Genomic DNA, 19001 nt, shown 5'->3' with positions numbered 1-19001 from the left:
GGTTATGCCGCTGATCCCCTACGCCCTCACCCGCCCCTTCCTGTTCGGCCTGGACCCCGAGCACGCCCACGAGCTGACGCTGAACTCGATCGCCCGGCTGCAGAACACGCCGGCGCAGTGCCTGTGGTCGCAGCAGCGCGTCAGCGACCCGGTCACCGTCGCCGAACTGAAGTTTCCCAACCGCATCGGCCTGGCCGCCGGCCTGGACAAGAACGGCCGCTGCATCGACGGCCTGGGCGCCATGGGCTTCGGCTTCATCGAGGTGGGCACGGTGACGCCCAAGGGCCAGCCCGGCAACGACAAGCCGCGCATGTTCCGCCTGCCCGAGGCGAATGCGCTGATCAACCGCCTGGGCTTCAACAACGAGGGCCTGCCGGCCTTCCTGGCCAACGTCAAGCGCGCCACCAGCTTCCGCAAGGCCGGCGGCCTGGTGGGCCTGAACATCGGCAAGAACGCCGCCACGCCGATCGAGAACGCGGTGGACGACTACCTGATCGGCCTGGAGGGCGTGTTCCCCCACGCCGACTACGTCACCGTCAACATCTCCAGCCCCAACACCAAGAACCTGCGCGCGCTGCAGAGCGACGAGGCGCTGGACGCCCTGCTCTCGCGCCTGCAGCAGCGCAAGCTGGCGCTGGCCGTCGAGCACAGGCGCCGCGTGCCGATGTTCGTCAAGATCGCACCGGACCTGGACGAGGCGCAAGTCGCCGTCATCGCCCGCACGCTCAAGGCCAATGGCATCGACGGGGTGATCGCCACCAACACCACGATCTCGCGCGAGGCCGTGAAGGGCCTGGCCCATGCGGAGGAAGCCGGCGGCCTGTCAGGCAAGCCGGTATTCGAGGCCAGCAACCGGGTCATCAGCCTGCTGCGCTCGGAGCTGGGCGCGGCCTATCCGATCATCGGCGTCGGCGGCGTGTTCAGCGGGGAGGACGCCCGCGCCAAGCTGGCGGCCGGCGCCGACCTGGTGCAGGTCTACACCGGGCTGATCTACCAGGGCCCGGCGCTGGTGCGCGAGTGCGCGGCCGCGATGGCGCGCAAGCACAATTCCTGACGTTGAAACCGGACGTTAGGTCCGTCAACTGCGGTGCGCCGGCCGGCGTTCGCTAGGGCAGGCACCGGCTTTGCCGGGTCCCTCCACCCTCTCGAACCCAAGGAGCACGCCCATGAAGACGATCACCCACAAGCTGCAAGCCTGCGCCGCCGGCGCCCTGCTGGCCGCCGCCCTGCTGCCGCTGGCCGCCCATGCCGACACCCCGGGACACCATCCCGGCTACCTGCACGCGCTGACCGATCTGCAGGATGCCCGCTGGAACCTGAAGCATCGCCCCGGCGACCCGGCGGTGGGCGCCAGCGAGAACGAGGCCGTCATCGCGATCGACGCCACGATCGACGAAGTGCGCAAGGCCGCCGCCACCGACGCCAAGGACCTTGGCATGCATCCGGCCGAAGACGCGCACCTGGACCGCCCGGGCCGACTGCACCAGGCCGAGCAGTTGCTGCAGAAGGCCAAGCAGGATCTGTCGGAGGAGGAAGACAATCGCAATGCACGCGGCGCGCAGCTGCGCGCGCTGCGACATCTGGAACGCGCGCTCCATGCCACGGAACGAGCGATCCGCGAAGTCGAAAGTCATCGCTGAGTTTTTCTGAACAGGAGTCCCGCCGCCGATGGGTATCGAAATCGAACGCAAGTTTCTCGTCGTCGGCGAGGCCTGGAAACAGCAGCAAGACCTGACCCCGACCCGCCTCAGCCAGGGCTACCTCAACCGCGACAAGCAGCGCACCGTGCGCGTGCGCATCGCCGGCGGCGAGGCCTGGCTGACGATCAAGGGTGAATCGAAGGGCGCCAGCCGGGCCGAATTCGAGTACCCGATCCCGCTGGACGATGCACAGCAGCTGCTCGCGCTCAGCGACGGGCCCTGCATCGACAAGAACCGCTGGCGCATCGAGTTCGGCGGCCTGGTGTGGGAAGTGGACGAGTTCTTCGGCGAGAACGAGGGCCTCGTCGTCGCCGAGGTGGAGCTGGCCTCCGAGGACCAGGCCTTCGACAGGCCGGCCTGGGCCGGCGCCGAAGTGACCGACGATCCGCGCTACTTCAACTCCAGCCTCGCGAGCCGCCCGTTCAAGAGCTGGTGAGGCGCCGACTTGGCTAGCATGGACCGCATGCCCCGCACCTTCGCCTCCGCCGCCCAGCAGCTGCGCGACCTGCTGGCCTCGATCGGGCCGCTGTTCTTCCTCGTCGCTGCGCTGCTGATCGGTGCCTACTGGTGGATCGACCCGCAGCCGCCCAGGACCGTGCGCCTGGCCACCGGGCCCGAAGGCTCCAGCTACGAGCTGTTCGGCCGGCGCTATGCCGAACTGCTGAAGGCCAAGGGCATCGAGGTGAAGCTGGTCGCCACCGCCGGCTCGGCCGAGAACCTGCAGCTGCTGCGCGAGGACAAGGCCGACCTGGCCTTCGTGCGCGGCGGCACCGACGAATACACCGACGAGGACGCGCTGCTCTCGCTGGGCTCGCTGTTCTACGAGCCGCTGTGGGTCTTCTACCGCAAGCCGCCCAAGGGCAAGCCGATCTCCGCCCTGCCCCAGCTGGGCCCGCTGCGCCTGAACGTGGACACGGCCGGCAGCGGCGTGCCGGTGCTGATGGAGCGGCTGTTCAAGGCCAACCGGCTGGAGCCTTCGCAACTGCACCTGGAGCACCTGGCGCCCGAGGCTGCGACCGAGGCCCTGCTGGCGGGCCGGCTCGACGCCATCGTGCTGGCCCAGGCCGCGCAGTCGCGCTTCGTGCACCGGCTGCTGCGCGCGCCGGACATCGCGCTGGCGGACCTGACGCAGGCGGACGCCTACACCCGCCGCTTCGGCTTCTTCTCCGGCGTCACCTTGCCGCGCGGCGTGGCCGACCTGGCCGCCGACCTGCCGCCGCAGGACGTCTCGATGGTGGCGCTGACCACCTCGCTGCTGTCGCGGGAAGACGTGCACCCGGCGCTGCGCGAGCTGTTCGCCGATGCGGCGGTGAAGCTGCACGGCGAGGTCGGCTGGTTCAACCGCGCCCGCGACTTCCCCAACACCCGCACCAGCGAGCTGCCGGTGAGCCCGGAGGGCGACCAGGCGATCAACGGCCAGCCGCCCTTCTACAAGCGCTGGCTGCCCTTCTGGCTGGCCAACCTGCTGCAGCGCATGGGCCTGCTGATCGGCGGCCTGCTACTGGTGCTGCTGCCGCTGTCGCGGGTGATCCCGCCGCTGTACCAGTGGCGCGTGCGCCGCCGCGTGTTCCGCTGGTATGCGCTGCTGCGCGAGGTCGAGGAGCGGGTGGAGAGTGGCGAGGAATCGGCCGAAAGCGCCCACAAGCGGCTCGACCAGCTGGACGAGCGGGTCAACCGCGTGGCGGTGCCGCTGAGCTATGCGGACGAGCTGTATGCGCTGCGGAACAATATCCACGCGGCGCGCAAGAGCATCCTGGCGCGCGAGACGACGGCCAGGACCTGATGAGCCGCGCGATCGATCAGGGCGCCAGCACGCGCATCACCTTCTGCATGCCCTCGACCGCCTTGCCCTTGCGGGCGCGCTTACCGGCGTAGGCAGCGAGGCCGACGCCCTTCAGCAGCTCCTCCTTGGCCTTGCCGCCGCGGCCGCTGCCCTGCACCAGCAGCTGCTGCGTGAAGGCGGCGACGCTGACCAGCGCGTCCTTGGCGTCCAGGTCGATCAGCGTGAGGCCTCGGCCGCCCTTGGGCTGGTGCTTCAGCTCGTCGATGGCGTAGGTCAGCAGCCGGCCTTCCAGCGCGAGGCAGGCGAGCTGCACGCCCGCCACTTCGCCGGCAGGCAGCAGCGCCGGCGGCAGCGGCTTCTCCTCGCCCTCCAGCGTCAGGAAGGTCCTGCCGGCCTTCTTGCTGGCGACCAGGTCGCCGGTCTGCGCGATCAGGCCGAAGCCGCCAGTGCCGGCCAGCACCATGCGCTGGGCCGGTGCCGCGGCCAGGTAGTGCGCGATCTGCGTGCCGCTCTCCAGCTCGATCAGCGAGGTGATCGGCTGGCCGTCGCCGCGCCCGCCGGGCAGCGCCGACACCGGCACCGAATAGACGCGGCCATTGCTGCCGAACACGATCAGCGGGTCCACGCTGCGGCAGGGGAACACGCCATAGAGCTGGTCCCCGCTCTTGAAGGCCAGTGCGGCCGGGTCCACCTCGTGGCCCTTCAGCGCCCGCACCCAGCCCTTCATCGAGACGACCACGGTCACCGGCTCGTCAACGATGCGTACCTCGGCCACCGCGCGCTTCTCCTCCTGGATCAGCGTGCGGCGCTCGTCGCCGTACTGCTTGGCATCGGCCTCGATCTCCTTGACCACGGTGCGCTTGAGCACGCCGGGGTTGGCCAGGATGTCTTCCAGCTTGGCCTTCTCCTCGCGCAGCTTGGCGAGTTCCTGCTCGATCTTGATCGCCTCCAGCCGCGCGAGCTGGCGCAGGCGGATCTCGAGGATGTCTTCGGCCTGGCGGTCGCTGAGCTTGAAGCGATCGATCAGCGCGGGCTTGGGCTCGTCCGCGTTGCGGATGATGCGGATCACCTCGTCGATGTTCAGCAGCACCAGCTGCCGGCCTTCCAGCACGTGGATGCGATCCAGCACCTTGTCCAGCCGGTGCTGGGTGCGCCGCTGCACGGTCGCCTGGCGGAAGGCCAGCCACTCGACGAGGATCTGGCGCACGCTCTTCTGCGTGGGCCGGCCGTCCAGGCCGATCATCGTCAGGTTGACCGAGGCGGAGGTCTCCAGGCTGGTGTGGGCCAGCAGCGTCGTGATCAGGTCCTGCTGCTCGACCGTGCGGCTCTTGGGCTCGAACACCAGGCGCACCGGCGCGTCCTTGTTCGACTCGTCGCGCGCCACGTCCAGCACCGCCAGCGTGCTGGCCTTGAGCTGCAGCTGCTCCTGGGTCAGCGCCTTCTTGCCGGTCTTGACCTTCGGGTTGACCAGCTCCTCGATCTCCTCCAGCACCTTCTGCGTGCTGGTGCCGTGCGGCAATTCAGTCACGACCAACTGCCACTGGCCGCGGGCGAGGTCCTCGATCTTCCAGCGGGCGCGCAGCTTGAGGCTGCCGCGGCCGGAGGTGTAGGCGGCGCGGATGTCCTCGGCCGAGCTGATCAGCTGGCCGCCGCCGGGGAAGTCGGGGCCGGGCAGGTGCGCGAACAGCTCGTCGTCGGACAGCTTCTCGTTCTTCAGCAGCGCCACCGCGGCGGCGGCCACTTCCTTCAGGTTGTGGCTGGGCACCTCGGTGGCCAGGCCCACGGCGATGCCGCTGGCGCCGTTGAGCAGCACGAAGGGCAGCCGCGCGGGCAGGTTCTTCGGCTCCTCGGTGGAGCCGTCGTAGTTGGGCTGGAAATCGACCGTGCCTTCGTCGATCTCGTCCAGCAGCAGCCGCGCGATCGGCGCGAGGCGCGCTTCGGTGTATCGCATCGCTGCAGCACCGTCGCCGTCGCGCGAACCGAAGTTGCCCTGGCCGTCGATCAGCGGGTAGCGCTGCGAGAAGTCCTGAGCCATGCGCACCAGCGCGTCGTAGACCGACTGGTCGCCGTGCGGGTGGAAGCGGCCCAGCACGTCGCCGACGACGCGGGCGCCCTTGACCGGCTTGGCGCCGGAGGTGCCCGAGAAGGCCAGGCCCATGCGCTCCATCGCGTAGAGGATGCGGCGCTGGACAGGCTTCTGGCCGTCGGTCACGTCGGGCAGCGCGCGGCCCTTGACGACCGACAGCGCGTATTCGAGATAGGCGCGCTCGGCGTAGTGGGCGAGCGTCAGCGCGTCGTCGTTGCCCGATGGGGGCGGCGGCGGTGGCGGAGGAGCGGCGAAGAGATCGGCTTGGTCAGTCATGTAACAACGTTAGGAATCAGGTTCTTCAATGCAATTGGAGCTGCTGCGCCTGCGCAGGCAGGCTGCGCTGCAGCAGCGCCCAGTAGAGTTCGAGCACCAGGTGCACATGGGCCCGGGTCTCGTCGATGTCCGGCATGCGGTTGCCGGCCTTGCGCACCGCGCCCTCGCCGGCATTCCAGGCGGCCAGCGCCGCGTCGATGCGGCCGAAGCGGCGGATCAGGTCGGCCAGCATGCGGGCGCCGGTCAGCACATTGGTGCGCGGGTCCAGCATGCGCTGGGCGTCGGCGGGCGAGGCGTAGCGGGCCGCGGTCTCGGGCGTGATCTGCATCAGGCCCTGCGCGCCGCGCGGCGACACGGCGTCGCGCTTGTAGCCGGACTCGACGGCGATCACCGCCTTCAGCAGCTCCATGTCCACGCCATGGCGGGCGGCGGCCTGGCGCAGGAAGGGCTGGATGGCCTTGACCTCGGGCGCGATCTCCAGCCAGGTCAGCAGGTGCTGGCTGCCGTCAAGCTTGCCGGGGACGCGGCCGAAGCTCGCCTCGGGGGTGCCGAGGATCAGGCTGTAGTTGCCGTCCAGCGGGGCATGGGCGAGGTGGGCCACGCCCTGTCCGTCGACATAACCCCATAGTTCGGCGTGCGCCGCGGCGGCGGCGCACAGCATCGACAGACCGGCCAGCAGGCGCCTCATGCCGCCTCCACCCCGAGCGCCACGCGGGCCTGGTATTCGCGGTCGAGCATGGACATCACCACCAGGCTGTCGTAGCCGTCGGCGCCGGCGCCGGAGAGCCGCACGCTCTCGCGCAGCCGCCCTTCCTCGACGAAACCCTCGCCCGCATAGAGCTTCAGCGCCCGTGCGTTGAGCGCCTTCACGTCCAGCCAGAAGCGGTGCGCGCCGAGTTGCTCGAAGGCCATCTTCTTCAACAGCCGCACGCAGGCGCGGCCGTAGCCACGGCCCTTGTCCGGCCCCAGCACCAGGCGCTTCAGCTCGATGGAGCGATGCGGGTTGCGGCAGCCCTGCAGGATGACGAAGCCGGCCGCCCGGTCCTCCGCCTCCACGATGAAGTGGCGCGAATCGGGGAAGCGCACGGCGCCTTCGTGCTGGGTGCGCTCCCAGGGCGTGATGAAAGGCAGGTTGGCCGCGTCCTGCTCGACCGACACGACATAGTCGAGGTCGGACAGCATCGTCGGACGCAACGTCACCAGCGGCTTCATACGTCCACTTCGACCGAGTCGCCGTGGATCTCCATCAGCTCGCGCCGCGAGGAGGCCTCGCCCTTGCCCATCAGCTTGTTGATGGACACCTCGGTGGCCTCCAGGTCCAGCAGGCCGTAGGTGATCGGCGAGAGGCGGCGCGTCTCGGGGTTCAGCGTCGTGTCCCACAGCTGCTCGGCGCTCATCTCGCCCAGGCCCTTGAAGCGACTGATGCTCCACGAGCCCTCGCGGGCGCCTTCCTTGCGCAGCTTGTCCAGCGTGGCGGTCAGCTCGCCGTCGTCCAGCGCGTAGATCTTGGCCGCGGGCTTCTTGCCGCGCGCCGGCGCGTCCACGCGGTACAGCGGCGGGCGGGCGATATAGACATGGCCGGCCTCGACCAGCTTGGGGAAATGGCGGAAGAACAGCGTCAGCAGCAGCACCTGGATGTGCGAGCCGTCCACGTCGGCATCGGACAGGATGCAGACCTTGCCGTAGCGCAGGCCGGACAGGTCCGGCGTGTCGTTCTTGCCGTGCGGATCCACGCCCAGGGCCACCGAGATGTCGTGGATCTCGTTGTTGGCGAACAGGCGGTCGCGCTCGACCTCCCAGGTGTTCAGCACCTTGCCGCGCAGCGGCAGCACGGCCTGCGTCTCCTTGTCGCGGCCCATCTTGGCGGAGCCGCCGGCGGAGTCGCCCTCGACCAGGAAGACTTCATTCAAAGTCAGGTCGCGGCTCTCGCAGTCGGTCAGCTTGCCGGGCAGCACGGCAACACCTGACCCCTTGCGCTTCTCGACCTTCTGGGCCGCACGCTGGCGGGTCTGCGCCTGCTTGATCACCAGCTCGGCCAGCTTCTTGCCGAACTCGACGTGCTGGTTCAGCCACAGCTCCAGGCCGGGCTTCACGTAGGTGGAGACCAGGCGCAGCGCGTCGCGGGAATTCAGCCGCTCCTTGGTCTGCCCCTGGAACTGCGGGTCCAGCACCTTCGCGCTGAGCACGAAGGAGGCGCGCGAGAACACGTCGTCCGGCATCAGCTTCACGCCCTTGGGCAGCAGCGAGTGCATCTCGATGAAGCCCTTGATCGCGCCGAACAGGCCGTCCTTCAGGCCGGACTCGTGGGTGCCGCCGGCCACCGTCGGGATCAGGTTGACATAACTCTCCCGCATGACGGTGCCTTCCTCGGTGAAGGCCACGCACCAGGCCGCGCCCTCGCCTTCGGCGAAGTTCTCGGTCTCGGACTTGCTGGCGTACTGCTCGCCCTCGTACAGCGGGATCAGCGGGTCGGCCACCAGGGTCTGCATCAGGTAGTCGCGCAGGCCGCCCTTGTAGGACCAGGTCTGGGTGTCGCCCGTCTTCTCGTTCTTCAGCGTGACGATGACGCCGGGCATCAGCACCGCCTTGGAGCGCAGCAGGTGGACCAGCTCGTTCTTCGGCAGGTCCGCGCTCTCGAAATACTTGGCGTCGGGCCAGACGCGCACGGTCGTGCCCTGCTTGCGGTCGCCGCTGCCCGCGGGACGCACGGCCACGGCCTCGACGACGTCCCCGTGCTCGAAGGCGATCGTCGCCACCTGCTTGTCGCGCCAGACGGTCACCTCCAGCCGCTTGGCCAGCGCGTTGGTCACCGACACGCCGACGCCGTGCAGGCCGCCGGAGAAGCTGTAGGCACCTCCCGAGCCCTTGTCGAACTTGCCGCCGGCGTGCAGCCGCGTGTAGACGATCTCGATCACCGAGACGCCTTCCTCCGGGTGCAGGCCGTAGGGGATGCCGCGGCCGTCGTCGGCGATGCTGACCGAGCCGTCGGCATGCTGGATCAGGTCGATGCGCTTGCCGAAGCCGGCCAGCGCCTCGTCGGCCGCGTTGTCGATGACTTCCTGGATGCAGTGCAGCGGGTTCTCGGTGCGCGTGTACATGCCCGGCCGCTGCTTGACGGGCTCCAGCCCCTTCAGCACGCGGATGGAGGCCTCACCGTAGGAGGCGGGGGACGTATTGCCCTTGTTCGTCGTAGCCATAGGGGCGGGATTCTAGGAGGCTCTCGGGCTTGGGCATGGCACCGCGTTGTGCTAGACAGGGCGCAGGCAAGGCGCCGAGCGCAAGCTGGACCCATGTCCAGCGAGCATTGGCAACGCGGCCTGCGCCCTGTCTAGCGCAACCCTTCGGGCCGCTGCCTGAGGCTGCCAAGCCGCGTTGCGGGCTCGTGGTGTGGCCCGCCACACGGCCTCGCCCGCGCCTTGCCTGGCAGCCTCAGGCAGCGGCGCGGTGCCATGCCCAAGCCCGAGAGCCTCCTGGGTTCGTTAGCATGTCGACCTTATGCGCCGCAGTCTTTTCCCTCTCCTCGCCCCTCTCATAACTGCCATTTTCAGCGGCGCCGTCCACGCCCAGACCGAACCCTTCAAGGCCAGCGCGCAGCTGAGCTTCGCCCTCGTCAACGCCCAGTGGTTCGACGGCCAGGGCTTCAGGAAGGGCGCGCTCTACGTGGTCAACGGCAAGTTCACCGACAAGAAGCCGGCCCGCGTGAACCGCCGCATGGACCTGAAGAACCAGTTCATGATCCCGCCGCTGGGCGAGGCCCACAACTACAACCTGCAGACCGACTGGGGCGTGGAGCACTACGAGCAGCGCTATCTGCAGGACGGCGTGCTCTACGCCGCGATGCTGTGCGCCGACCCGGCCGATCTAGCCGCCGTGCGCCCGAAGCTGAACACCGAGGACAGCCCCGACGTGGTCTTCGCCAGCGCCTGCATCACCTCCGGCGACGGCCAGCCACTGGCCGCCCTGCTGGCCGCCCCGAACAAGCCCAGGCTCGCCGATATCGCCGACAAGGCGGTGATCATCATGGACAAGCCGGCCGACGTGGACGCCAAGTGGAAGCTGGTCGCCTCACGCAAGCCCGACTTCATCCGCCTGACCCTGAGCTACAGCGACAAGCCGGAACTGCGGGGCAAGCCCGAGATGAAGGGCCGCCTGGGCCTCGACGCGGAGACCGCCGCGGCCATCGTCCAGCACGCGCACCAGGCGGGGCTGAAGGTCAGCGCCAACGTGGACAGCGCCGGCGACTTCGATGCCGCCGTCAAGGCGGGCGTCGACAACATCGCCCACCTGCCCGGCTACTTCAACCACCATGGCGACGGGCCCGAGCGTTACGTCATCAGCGCGGAGAGCGCGGCCCAGGCGGCCCGCCAGAAGACCACGGTGACCACCGCCACCATCGCCGGCGCGCTGTTCAAGGCCGCGCCCGAGCAGGCCGAGATGCTGCGCCAGCTGCAGCTGCGCAACCTGCAGACGCTGAAGACCGCCGGCGTGACGCTGCTGCTGGGCTCGGACGTCTTCACCGGCACCTCGCAGCTGGAGCTGGCCCAGCTCGCCGGCACCGGCGCCTTCAGCAACGCCGAGCTGCTGAAGATGGCGACGATGGACACGCCGCGCGCGCTGTTCCCGAAGCGCCAGATCGGCTGCTTCGAGCCCGGCTGCGAGGCCAGCTTCCTGCTGCTGGCCAGCGACCCGCTGCAGGACATCAAGGCCGCGGCCTCGCCGATGTTCCGCGTCAAGCAGGGCCGCATCCTGACCCAGGTGGACGACGTGGCCGAGACCAACGCGGCGGCCACCGAGTCCAGCGACGACATCAAGAAGGGCAAGGCCGGCGGCAAGAAGGGCGCCAAGTCCGGCAAGGGCGCGAAGGGCAAGGCCGGCGCTAGCAAGCCGGCGGGGGCGACGACAAGGAAGCCCGCCGCCAAGGCTCAGCGAAAGTCCTAGCCGAGCTGCAGGCTCGCGCGCATGCGCAGCAGCTTCTCCGCCAGCGCCGGATCGGCCAGCGCCGTGCCGAGGTTGCGCAGCCAGGGGTGGGCCAGATAGGCGCGGAAGCGGAAGAAGTCCACCGGCGCCTCGTCCATCACCTGTTCGAGCCCCTCGAAGGGCCTGCCATCCGCCAGCCGTTCGCCAACCCGGGCGCAGAAGTAGCACAGCGCCTGCCGGCCGTCGGCTTCAGGCCATGAAGGGTCGGCCGGGCGGCCCAGCACGTCGTCCACGCCGGCGGCATCGGCCACCACCTCGGCGGGCAGGCCCCACTCGGTCATCAGCAGCCGGCCGATCTCCGCGGCGGTGAGGCCCAGCAGCCGCTGCTCGGCCGCCGAGCGGGCCAGGAAGCCTTCGCGCGGGATCTGCGCCAGCTGCTGCTCGGTCACGGTGCCCTTGATCGCCAGCCGGCCGAGGAAGGACAGGACCAGCGCGCTGACGGTCGCCCCCGGCGATTCCAGGTGCAGCGCCTGGGCCAGGTGCTGGGCCAGCTCGCTGGCCAGGGCGCTGGCCTGCCAGGTGGCCGCCAGGCGCTGCGCGCGGGCGCCGTCGCCGCCCTCGAAGGAGGCCAGCAGCATGTATTGCAGGCAGATCGCGCGCACCGCGTTGACGCCCAGCAGCATCACCGCCTGGTCGATGCTCTGCGCCGGTCGGCTGAGGCCGCAGGCCGGCGAGTTGACCACCGCCAGCAGCCGTGCGGCCAGCAGCGGCTCGGCGGCGATCAGGTCGACCAGCTGGGCGGAGCTGGCGGTGTTGAGGAAGTCCGGCGACAGCAGCTGCTGCATCAGCTTGGGCGGGCGCGGCACACGGCGGAACAGCATGAACATCTCCTGCCGCTGCTGCGGCGGGAGCGCGTCGGCGCGCGCCGGCACGAAGGCCAGCAGTTCGGGCGGCGGGGCCATGGGCGCCGGCGCGGGGGCTGCAGGCGCCGGCGGCACGGGCTGCAGCCGCACCGGCATCGAGACCGGCGGGCCATCGTCCGCCTCGGCGGTGCGCGAGCGGCGGAACAGCAGGTAGACCAGGACAAGCGCGACGGCGGCGCCGCCAAGCCAGACGAATTCGTTCATCGATGCGACCCTCTCTGATCGGCTGGCGCCGACTCGTGTTGTGTGTCCTAACTGTAAGTTCCGGCGGCATCGGTCAAGGGCGCGCGTGCCTCGGCGACAACGCTGCTTTGATGAATTCGTTACATTCCGCCCATGAACGCGCCCGCCACCACCACGACGCCCCGCCTCTCGATGTTCCAGGTGCTGCTGTGCGGCGCGCTGGTGGTCACCACCTCGATGGGCATCCGCCATGGCTTCGGCCTGTGGCTGCAGCCGATCACGATGGAGCGCGGCTGGACCCGCGAGGCCTTCTCCTTCGCCATCGCGATCCAGAACCTGTCCTGGGGCCTGGCCGGGCCGCTGGCGGGCATGCTGGCCGACCGCTGGGGCGCCTTCCGCGTGCTTCTGATCGGTGCGCTGTGCTACGCGCTGGGGCTGCTGGGCATGGCGTCCGCCAGCAATGCGGCGCTGTTCACGGCGATGGCCGGCGTGCTGACCGGCGTGGCCCAGGCGGGCACCACCTACGCGGTGGTCTACGGCGTCATCGGTCGCAACATCGATGCGAGCCGGCGCTCCTGGGCCATGGGCGTGACCGCCGCGGCCGGCTCCTTCGGCCAGTTCCTGATGGTGCCGGTGGAGAACTGGCTGATCGGCCACCTCGGCTGGCAGAACGCGCTGTACGTGCTGGCGGCCGCAGTGCTGGCCATCGCGCCGCTGGCCTTCGGCCTGCGCGAGCCGCCGCTGCAGGCCGGCGCGCACGGCAGGCATCAGAGCATCGGCAGCGCGCTGCGCGAGGCCTTCGGCTACCGCAGCTTCCAGTTGCTGATGGCGGGCTACTTCGTCTGCGGCTTCCAGGTGGTGTTCATCGGCGTGCACATGCCTAGCTACCTGAAGGACCACGGCCTCTCGCCCCAGGTCGCCACCTATGCGCTGGCGCTGATCGGCCTGTTCAACGTGTTCGGCACCTACACGGCCGGCAGCCTGGGCCAACGCATGCCCAAGCGCTACCTGCTGTCCGGCATCTATGCGCTGCGCTCGGTGGCCATCGTCGTCTTCCTGAGCGTGCCACTGAGCCCGCTGTCGGTGTATGTGTTCGCCGCGGTGATCGGCTTCCTGTGGCTGTCCACCGTGCCGCCCACCAACGCCGTGCTGGCGCAGATCTTCGGCGTGCAGCACATGTCCATGCTGGGCGGCTTCGTGTTCCTGAGCCACCAGATCGGCAGCTTCCTCGGCGTGTGGCTGGGCGGCAAGCTCTACGACGCCACCGGCAGCTACGACATCGTCTGGTGGCTGGCGGTGGCGCTGGGCGTGATGGCCGCGCTGGTGAACCTGCCGGTGCGCGAAACGGCGATCGAGCGGCGCGAGGCCGTGCCGGCATGAAGCCCCTGATGAGGCGATCGCTGCTGGGCCTGCTGATCGCGGCCGTGCTGGGCCTGGTGTTCGCCGCCTATGCCCAGCCTTCGCTGATGATGGAACTCTCGCAAAAACTCTGGGCCTGCTTTTGAGCTTTTTTTCTCCTTCTCCCTGGCTGCTGCGCTGGCCGCAGGCGCTTCGCGAAGGCGCGACGGCGCTGGACCTCGCCTGCGGCTCCGGCCGCCACCTGAAGCATCTGGCGGCCGCGGGCCTGCGCGTCACCGGCGTGGACCGCGATGAAGCGGCGGTCGCGCCGCTGCGGTCGCTCGCCGAGATCCTCGTGGCCGACATCGAGGCCGGCCCCTGGCCCCTCGAAGGCCGGGCCTTCGACCTGGTGCTGGTGACGAACTACCTCTGGCGTCCGCTGCTGCCGCACATCGTCGATGCGGTCGCGCCGGGCGGCTGGCTGATCTACGAGACCTTCGCCGACGGCCACCAGACCATCGGCCGCCCCGCCCGGCCGGACTTCCTGCTGCAGCCCGGCGAACTGCTGCGCGCCTGCGCCGGCCTGCGTGTCGTCGGCTACGAGGACGGCTTTGAGGGCGCCGCCGAAACAGGCCGTTATGTCCAGCGCATCGCCGCCGTGCGTGACGCCGCCGAAACCGGTGTTTACCAGCGCTACATGCTCGACTGAGCGGAGGGCCCGCGGGCGTTCAGTAGAATCCGCGGATTACTGGGAAACCACTCCATGAACGGACTTGTTGGCAGCATCGTCGCCCTGGTGACGCCGATGCAGGAAGATGGCAGCGTCGACTACGCCGCGCTGCGCAAACTGATCGACTGGCACATCGCCGAAGGCACGGCCTGCGTCTGCGTCGTCGGCACCACCGGCGAATCGCCGACGGTCAGCATGGAGGAGAACCGCGAGGTGATCCGCGCTGCCGTCGAGCACGCCAAGGGCCGCATCCCGATCATGGCCGGCACCGGCGCCAACTCCACCGCCGAGGCGATCGAGTTGAGCAGCTATGCCAAGCAGGTCGGCGCCGACTGCACGCTGTCGGTCGTGCCCTACTACAACAAGCCTTCGCAGGAAGGCATCTACCAGCACTACAAGGCGATCGCCGAGGCCGTCGACATCCCGATGATGTTGTACAACGTGCCCGGCCGCACGGTCGCCGATATGGCACCCGAGACGACCCTGCGCTGCGCCTCGCTGCGCGGCGTGTTCGGCGTCAAGGAAGCCACCGGCAACATCGAGCGCGCCGCCTGGCTGGTCAAGAACGCCCCCAAGGGCTTCTCGATCTACTCCGGTGACGACGGCACCGCCGTGGCCCTGATGCTGCTGGGCGGCCATGGCAACGTCAGCGTCACCGCCAACGTGGCGCCGCGCGCGATGAGCGAGCTGTGCAAGGCCGCGCTGGCCGGCAAGGCCGCGGACGCCGCGAAGATCCACTTCCAGCTGCTCTCGCTGCACAAGCAGCTGTTCTGCGAGCCGAGCCCCGCGCCCACCAAGTGGGCGATGGCCAGGCTCGGCCTGATCAAGGCCGGCCTGCGCCTGCCGATCACGCCGCTCACCGACGCCGGCCAGGCCAGCGTCGAGCAGGCCATGCGTGAAGCCGGCCTGCTCTAATCCCCTCTTTCGCGGCGGTGGCCTTGTCCAGTCCGCCGCACCCCGTTTCCCCGGAGATGTCTAGCGTGACCCGTACCCCTGTTCTTCAATCCTCCGCCGTGCGCATGGCCTGCCTGATGATGGTCGCCTCGCTGGCCGGCTGCAGCACGATCGAAGGCTGGTTCTCGTCCGACAAGGTCGACTACAAGACCAGCGCCCGCCAGACCCAAGGCCTCGAAGTCCCGCCGGACCTGACCCAACTGGCCCGCGACAGCCGCGCCCAGATCCAGGGCGGCAGCGTCAGCGCCTCCGCGCTGGAAGCGCAGCAGGCACAGAAGCAGCAGGGTGGCAGCCGCCCGACCGCATCCGCCGCAGCCCAGTCGGGCGCCGTGGCCGTGTCCTCGGTCGGCGAGGTTCGCATCGAGCGCGCCGGCACCACCCGCTACCTGCACACCCCGCAACTGCCCGAGCAGGTGTGGCCGCAGGTCGCTGCCTTCTGGAAGGAACAGGGCTTCGAGATCACCCGCAGCGATGCCGCCGTCGGCGTGATGGACACCAACTGGGTGGAAGACAAGTCCAAGCTGCCCAACGACTTCCTGCGCCGCACGATCGGCAAGGTGTTCGAGAACCTGTTCTCCTCCGGCGAGCGCGAGATGTACACGGCCCGCGTCGAGCGCACCGAGCAGGGCGGCACCGACATCTTCATCGCCCAGCACGGCCAGAGCGAGGTCTACAGCAACCAGCAGCGCGACTCGACCGCCTGGCAGAACCGCGCCTCCGATCCGCTGCGCGAGGCCGAGATGCTGTCGCGCCTGCTGATCAAGCTGGGCGGCAAGCCCGAGCTGCTGGCCGCCGCCAGCCCGGACGCCAGCGCCAGCAGCGTGGGCGCCGCCGGCACGACCGCCATCACCAGCGCCGCCACCCCGGCCTCGACGCTGCCCGACAACCGCAAGGCGCGCCCGCTCTCGGAAGTGCCGGACAACCTGGTGGTCAACGAGCCCTTCGAGCGCGCCTGGCGCCGCGTCGGCCAGTCGCTGGACCGCCACGGCTTCACGATCGAGGACCGCGACCGCACGCTGGGCCTGTTCTTCCTGCGCTATGCCGACCCGTCCAAGGCCGGCGAGGAAGAGCCCAACTTCTTCCAGCGCCTGTTCACCAGCAAGTCCGCCGCCGAGCCGATCCGCTACCGCGTGTCGGTCAAGGCGCAGGGCAACACCACCGTCGTCTCGATCCTGGATAGCAAGGGCCAGCAGCAGACCGGCGACCTGGCGAAGAACATCCTGAACCTGCTGATGGACGACCTCCGCTAAGCCTCAGCGCGTAGCATCACGGCACGCCGCCGCAGCCCTCGACGGGCCGGCGGCGTTTTTACTGGACCATGAGCACCATGCGTTTTTGCAGCCTCGGCAGCGGCAGCGGCGGCAATGGCACGCTGATCGAGGCGAGCCAGGGCATCACGCAGACGCGCCTGCTGGTCGACTGCGGTTTCAGCCTGCGCGAAGCGACACGCCGCCTGGCCCGCGCCGGCTGCGAGCCGCAGGAGGTCGACGCGATCTTCATCACCCACGAGCACGGCGACCACGCCGGCTGCGCGCTGGCGCTGTCGGCCCGGCATCGCATCCCGCTATTCACCAGCCGCGGCACCTGGCGCGCGATCGGCCGCGAGGACTTCGACCCCAGCCTGCTGCACCTGCTGCGCAGCGGCGAGGAGCAGGCCTTCGGCGACCTGCTGCTGCAGCCCTTCGCCGTGCCGCACGATGCCGAGGAGCCGCTGCAATTGCGCGTGGGCGACGGCTCGCGCCGGCTGGGCCTGATCACCGACATCGGCTCGCTGACCGCCGCCGTCGTCGCCGCGCTGCAGGGCTGCGACGCCCTGCTGCTGGAGTGCAACCACGACGAGGAGCTGCTGCGCGGCTCCAGCTACCCGGCCAGCCTCAAGCGCCGCATCCTGGGCACGCATGGCCACCTGAGCAACACCAGCGCTGCCGAACTGCTGGCCCACTGCCGGCACGATCGCCTTCGCCATGTGGTGGCCGCGCACCTGAGCGCCAGCAACAACACGCCGGCGCTCGCCACGGCCGCGCTGGCTCCGATACTCGGCTGCAGCGCCGCCGATATACCCGTGGCCGATCAGGCGCTGGGTTTGGACTGGCTGTCCCTGGGTTGAGATACCGCCCTAAATCCAGTCAGTAACCGGTCAGTAACCGGTCAGTAGGCAGATAGTTCACCGACAGTGTTTGGTCAGTATGCAGTCAGAGCCGGGACGATTTGTATCAAACCGGCACGCTCCCGCGTCCGATCCAGATTCTCGACAAAAACGCGAAAGCCGCCGGGCGGAGCCAGGCGGCTTTGGCAAATCAATGACCGGGCCTCAGCCCGGCATTTGATTACTTGCTGGCGGCGTCGGAGGCAGCGTCAGCGGCGGCCGGAGCCGAAGCGTCCATGGCGGGAGCCGAAGCGGCTTCCGAAGCGGCCGGAGCCGGGGCAGCGACGGGCGCCGGAGCCGGAGCTTCTTCCTTCTTGCCGCAGGCGGCCAGGGCAACAGCAGCAACCAGGGAAGCCAGCAGGATCGACTTTTTCATACTTGTCCTCAAATGTTCGTAGACGATGAACGAGAAATTACCGGTAATTTTTGAGGCCACACAGCAAGCTGTCTGGCTTCGCAAAGACAAGACGAAGAAAACCTCGAGCGCTTCCCTCGCCTAGCCTCCCATTATAGCCAGACCTTTTGAGCGCTCTTACAGTCCAAACGTCGTCGAAGGGAATGACAGGGTCGACCGTTGCGCCAGGGCATCAAAAGTTTCGCGGACCCGGATCGAGTCCTGGGGCAATTCGGATGCCACCCCACGCCACTGCTGGTCATCGAGCAGACGGATCGTCAGCGGCGGGGCGCTGCCGCCCTGGGCCATCAACGCCGCCCTGAACGGACTGCGGCCCGCCGCCTCCGGCTCGACGGCCCGAGCCTCGGTCACATGGTCGAACAACATGCGCCAGCGCACGAAGCGGGGGTGGCGGCGGCGCAGTTCCTCATAGTCCAGCGCCAGCATCCGCAGGCGCCGGCCGGGTTGCCGAGCCCAAGCCGCCAGGGCATCCAGCACCACGGTGTCGGACAGCGGCCAGGGCGCGAAGTCCACGTCCAGCCAGGCCATCTCGCGCGCCGTCGAGCAGGCGGCCAGCAGGCCCTGCCGCAGCGCCTCCTCATAGGAGGAACGGCCTTCGAAGGCGCTCGCCGCGGCCATGCTCAGGCGCCCTCGCCGTCGAGTTGCACCCAGCCGTCCTCGGCCCACTGGTCGAGCACCTCCCGGGCCCCTTCGGAGAGCTGCGCGACCTGCCGCGCGGCCAGCCGCCGCTCATCGGCGAGCACCTTCATCAGCCGCGCATCGCGGCCGCCGGCGCGGAAGGATTCGCCGTTGATGAAGACGTGGGCGCGGTCGTACATCATGCGGCTGCGACGATCGAGCTGCACACCGCTGCCGCCCGGCGGCAGGGCCTCGCCAGGCTCGAACCACACCTGCGGCTTCGGCTCCGTCAGCGCCTCGCCGAGCGAGCGCTCCAGCGCCAGCGGCTCGCGCAGCGCACGCTCCGCGGCATCACGGGCAAAGTTTTGTAAATCAAGCGGGATCAAGCCCGGATTGACTGTGGCCGCTTGTTTCGGGTCGGCGTACATGCGGTTGGCGTAAGGCTGGCTCTCGTCGTCCATCAGGCGGACCAGCAGTTCACGTGCCAGCTCGGCCCGCCAGGGCGCGCGGAAACCGACCGAGCAGGTCACGCAGTCCCCGCCCTCGGCCACGCCGTCATGGGCCCAGCCGGGCGGCAGGTAGAGCATGTCGCCCGCCTTCAGCACGAATTCCTCGGTCGGCTCGAAGTTGGCGATGATCTTCAGCGGCACGTCCTCGCGCAGTTGCGCATCCTTCTGCGCGCCGATGCGCCAGCGGCGCCGGCCCTGGGCCTGGATCAGGAAGACGTCGTAGGAGTCGAAGTGCGGGCCGACGCCGCCACCGTCGCTGGCGTAGGAGACCATCAGGTCGTCCAGCCGCGCCTCGGGCACGAAGCGGAACCTGGCGAGCAGCTCGTGGGCCGCCTGCAGGTGCAGGTCCAGTCCCTGGACCAGCAGCGTCCAGCCGGCCTTGGAGAACGGCGGCAGCTTGGCGATCGGGCCTTGCTTCAGCGC

The 19001-nt window shown here is 69.3% G+C and carries 18 protein-coding genes; 10 read left to right on the top strand and 8 right to left on the bottom strand.

Features of this window, described 5'->3' with window-relative positions; translation table 11 throughout:
- Window positions 1–4: 4 nt before the first annotated feature.
- From B0W88_RS19380 to B0W88_RS19365, 4 genes are all read left to right on the top strand, one after another.
- Entirely contained in the window at window positions 5–1054 is a 1050-nt protein-coding gene (locus B0W88_RS19380) for a quinone-dependent dihydroorotate dehydrogenase (RefSeq protein ID WP_077036275.1), read from the top strand.
- Window positions 1055–1166: 112 nt separating this feature from the next.
- A complete protein-coding gene (locus tag B0W88_RS19375) occupies window positions 1167–1640 on the top strand; it encodes a hypothetical protein (protein ID WP_077036274.1) in 474 nt (157 codons plus the stop codon).
- Between the two features lie 28 nt (window positions 1641–1668).
- Window positions 1669–2136 carry a CYTH domain-containing protein gene (locus B0W88_RS19370; protein ID WP_077036273.1) on the top strand — a complete coding sequence of 156 codons (468 nt, stop codon included), beginning with the start codon at window positions 1669–1671 and terminating at the stop codon, window positions 2134–2136.
- A gap of 18 nt (window positions 2137–2154) precedes the next feature.
- Window positions 2155–3483 carry a TAXI family TRAP transporter solute-binding subunit gene (locus B0W88_RS19365; RefSeq protein WP_077036272.1) on the top strand — a complete coding sequence of 443 codons (1329 nt, stop codon included), beginning with the start codon at window positions 2155–2157 and terminating at the stop codon, window positions 3481–3483.
- 16 nt (window positions 3484–3499) lie between these two features.
- On the opposite strand, the gene parC is transcribed toward B0W88_RS19365, so the two are convergent.
- The 4 genes from parC to B0W88_RS19345 are packed head-to-tail and all read right to left on the bottom strand — an operon-like array spanning window position 3500 to window position 9042.
- Entirely contained in the window at window positions 3500–5845 is a 2346-nt protein-coding gene (gene parC, locus B0W88_RS19360; RefSeq protein WP_077036271.1) for a DNA topoisomerase IV subunit A, read from the bottom strand.
- A gap of 25 nt (window positions 5846–5870) precedes the next feature.
- Window positions 5871–6533 carry a lytic transglycosylase domain-containing protein gene (locus B0W88_RS19355; protein ID WP_233151773.1) on the bottom strand — a complete coding sequence of 221 codons (663 nt, stop codon included), beginning with the start codon at window positions 6531–6533 and terminating at the stop codon, window positions 5871–5873.
- Window positions 6530–7057: a GNAT family N-acetyltransferase gene (locus B0W88_RS19350; RefSeq protein WP_077036270.1), complete on the bottom strand. Its 528-nt coding sequence runs from the start codon at window positions 7055–7057 to the stop codon at window positions 6530–6532. The genes B0W88_RS19355 and B0W88_RS19350 overlap by 4 nt, the downstream gene beginning before the upstream one ends.
- Complete coding sequence (locus B0W88_RS19345; protein WP_077036269.1) at window positions 7054–9042, bottom strand: DNA topoisomerase IV subunit B; 1989 nt, start codon at window positions 9040–9042, stop codon at window positions 7054–7056. The genes B0W88_RS19350 and B0W88_RS19345 overlap by 4 nt, the downstream gene beginning before the upstream one ends.
- A gap of 298 nt (window positions 9043–9340) precedes the next feature.
- On the opposite strand from B0W88_RS19345, the gene B0W88_RS19340 reads away from it, so the two are divergent.
- Window positions 9341–10783: an amidohydrolase family protein gene (locus B0W88_RS19340; protein ID WP_077036268.1), complete on the top strand. Its 1443-nt coding sequence runs from the start codon at window positions 9341–9343 to the stop codon at window positions 10781–10783.
- On the opposite strand, the gene B0W88_RS19335 is transcribed toward B0W88_RS19340, so the two are convergent.
- Window positions 10780–11889 carry an HDOD domain-containing protein gene (locus B0W88_RS19335; protein ID WP_077036267.1) on the bottom strand — a complete coding sequence of 370 codons (1110 nt, stop codon included), beginning with the start codon at window positions 11887–11889 and terminating at the stop codon, window positions 10780–10782. The genes B0W88_RS19340 and B0W88_RS19335 overlap by 4 nt on opposite strands.
- Before the next feature lie 132 nt (window positions 11890–12021).
- On the opposite strand from B0W88_RS19335, the gene B0W88_RS19330 reads away from it, so the two are divergent.
- From B0W88_RS19330 to B0W88_RS19310, 5 genes are all read left to right on the top strand, one after another.
- The gene (locus B0W88_RS19330; protein WP_077036266.1) at window positions 12022–13248 is read left to right on the top strand and encodes an MFS transporter; all 1227 of its coding nucleotides are present in this window, start codon (window positions 12022–12024) and stop codon (window positions 13246–13248) included.
- Window positions 13249–13369: 121 nt separating this feature from the next.
- Window positions 13370–13915: a bifunctional 2-polyprenyl-6-hydroxyphenol methylase/3-demethylubiquinol 3-O-methyltransferase UbiG gene (locus tag B0W88_RS19325; RefSeq protein ID WP_233151772.1), complete on the top strand. Its 546-nt coding sequence runs from the start codon at window positions 13370–13372 to the stop codon at window positions 13913–13915.
- Between the two features lie 54 nt (window positions 13916–13969).
- Window positions 13970–14851, top strand: coding sequence for a 4-hydroxy-tetrahydrodipicolinate synthase (gene dapA, locus B0W88_RS19320; RefSeq protein WP_077036264.1), 882 nt, complete (start codon window positions 13970–13972; stop codon window positions 14849–14851).
- Between the two features lie 65 nt (window positions 14852–14916).
- Window positions 14917–16140 carry an outer membrane protein assembly factor BamC gene (bamC, locus tag B0W88_RS19315; protein ID WP_158080889.1) on the top strand — a complete coding sequence of 408 codons (1224 nt, stop codon included), beginning with the start codon at window positions 14917–14919 and terminating at the stop codon, window positions 16138–16140.
- Between the two features lie 77 nt (window positions 16141–16217).
- Entirely contained in the window at window positions 16218–16997 is a 780-nt protein-coding gene (locus B0W88_RS19310) for an MBL fold metallo-hydrolase (protein ID WP_077036262.1), read from the top strand.
- A gap of 220 nt (window positions 16998–17217) precedes the next feature.
- Here the strand turns inward: B0W88_RS19310 and B0W88_RS19305 are convergent, their stop codons facing one another.
- The 3 genes from B0W88_RS19305 to B0W88_RS19295 all read right to left on the bottom strand — a co-directional run.
- Window positions 17218–17412 carry a hypothetical protein gene (locus B0W88_RS19305; RefSeq protein WP_077036261.1) on the bottom strand — a complete coding sequence of 65 codons (195 nt, stop codon included), beginning with the start codon at window positions 17410–17412 and terminating at the stop codon, window positions 17218–17220.
- A 156-nt stretch (window positions 17413–17568) separates the two neighbouring features.
- Window positions 17569–18069 (bottom strand): hypothetical protein, encoded by a 501-nt coding sequence (locus B0W88_RS19300; RefSeq protein ID WP_077036260.1) that lies wholly within the window; start codon window positions 18067–18069, stop codon window positions 17569–17571.
- A 2-nt stretch (window positions 18070–18071) separates the two neighbouring features.
- Window positions 18072–19001, bottom strand: a 930-nt coding sequence (locus B0W88_RS19295) for a JmjC domain-containing protein (RefSeq protein ID WP_077036259.1), incomplete at its 5' end; no start/stop codon positions are given.

It is taken from the genome of Pelomonas sp. KK5, from assembly GCF_001984095.1.
In the GTDB taxonomy this organism is placed as follows: domain Bacteria; phylum Pseudomonadota; class Gammaproteobacteria; order Burkholderiales; family Burkholderiaceae_C; genus KK5.
Note: the sequence above shows the minus strand (reverse complement) of the source record. Positions and strands in the feature narration are given on the sequence as shown.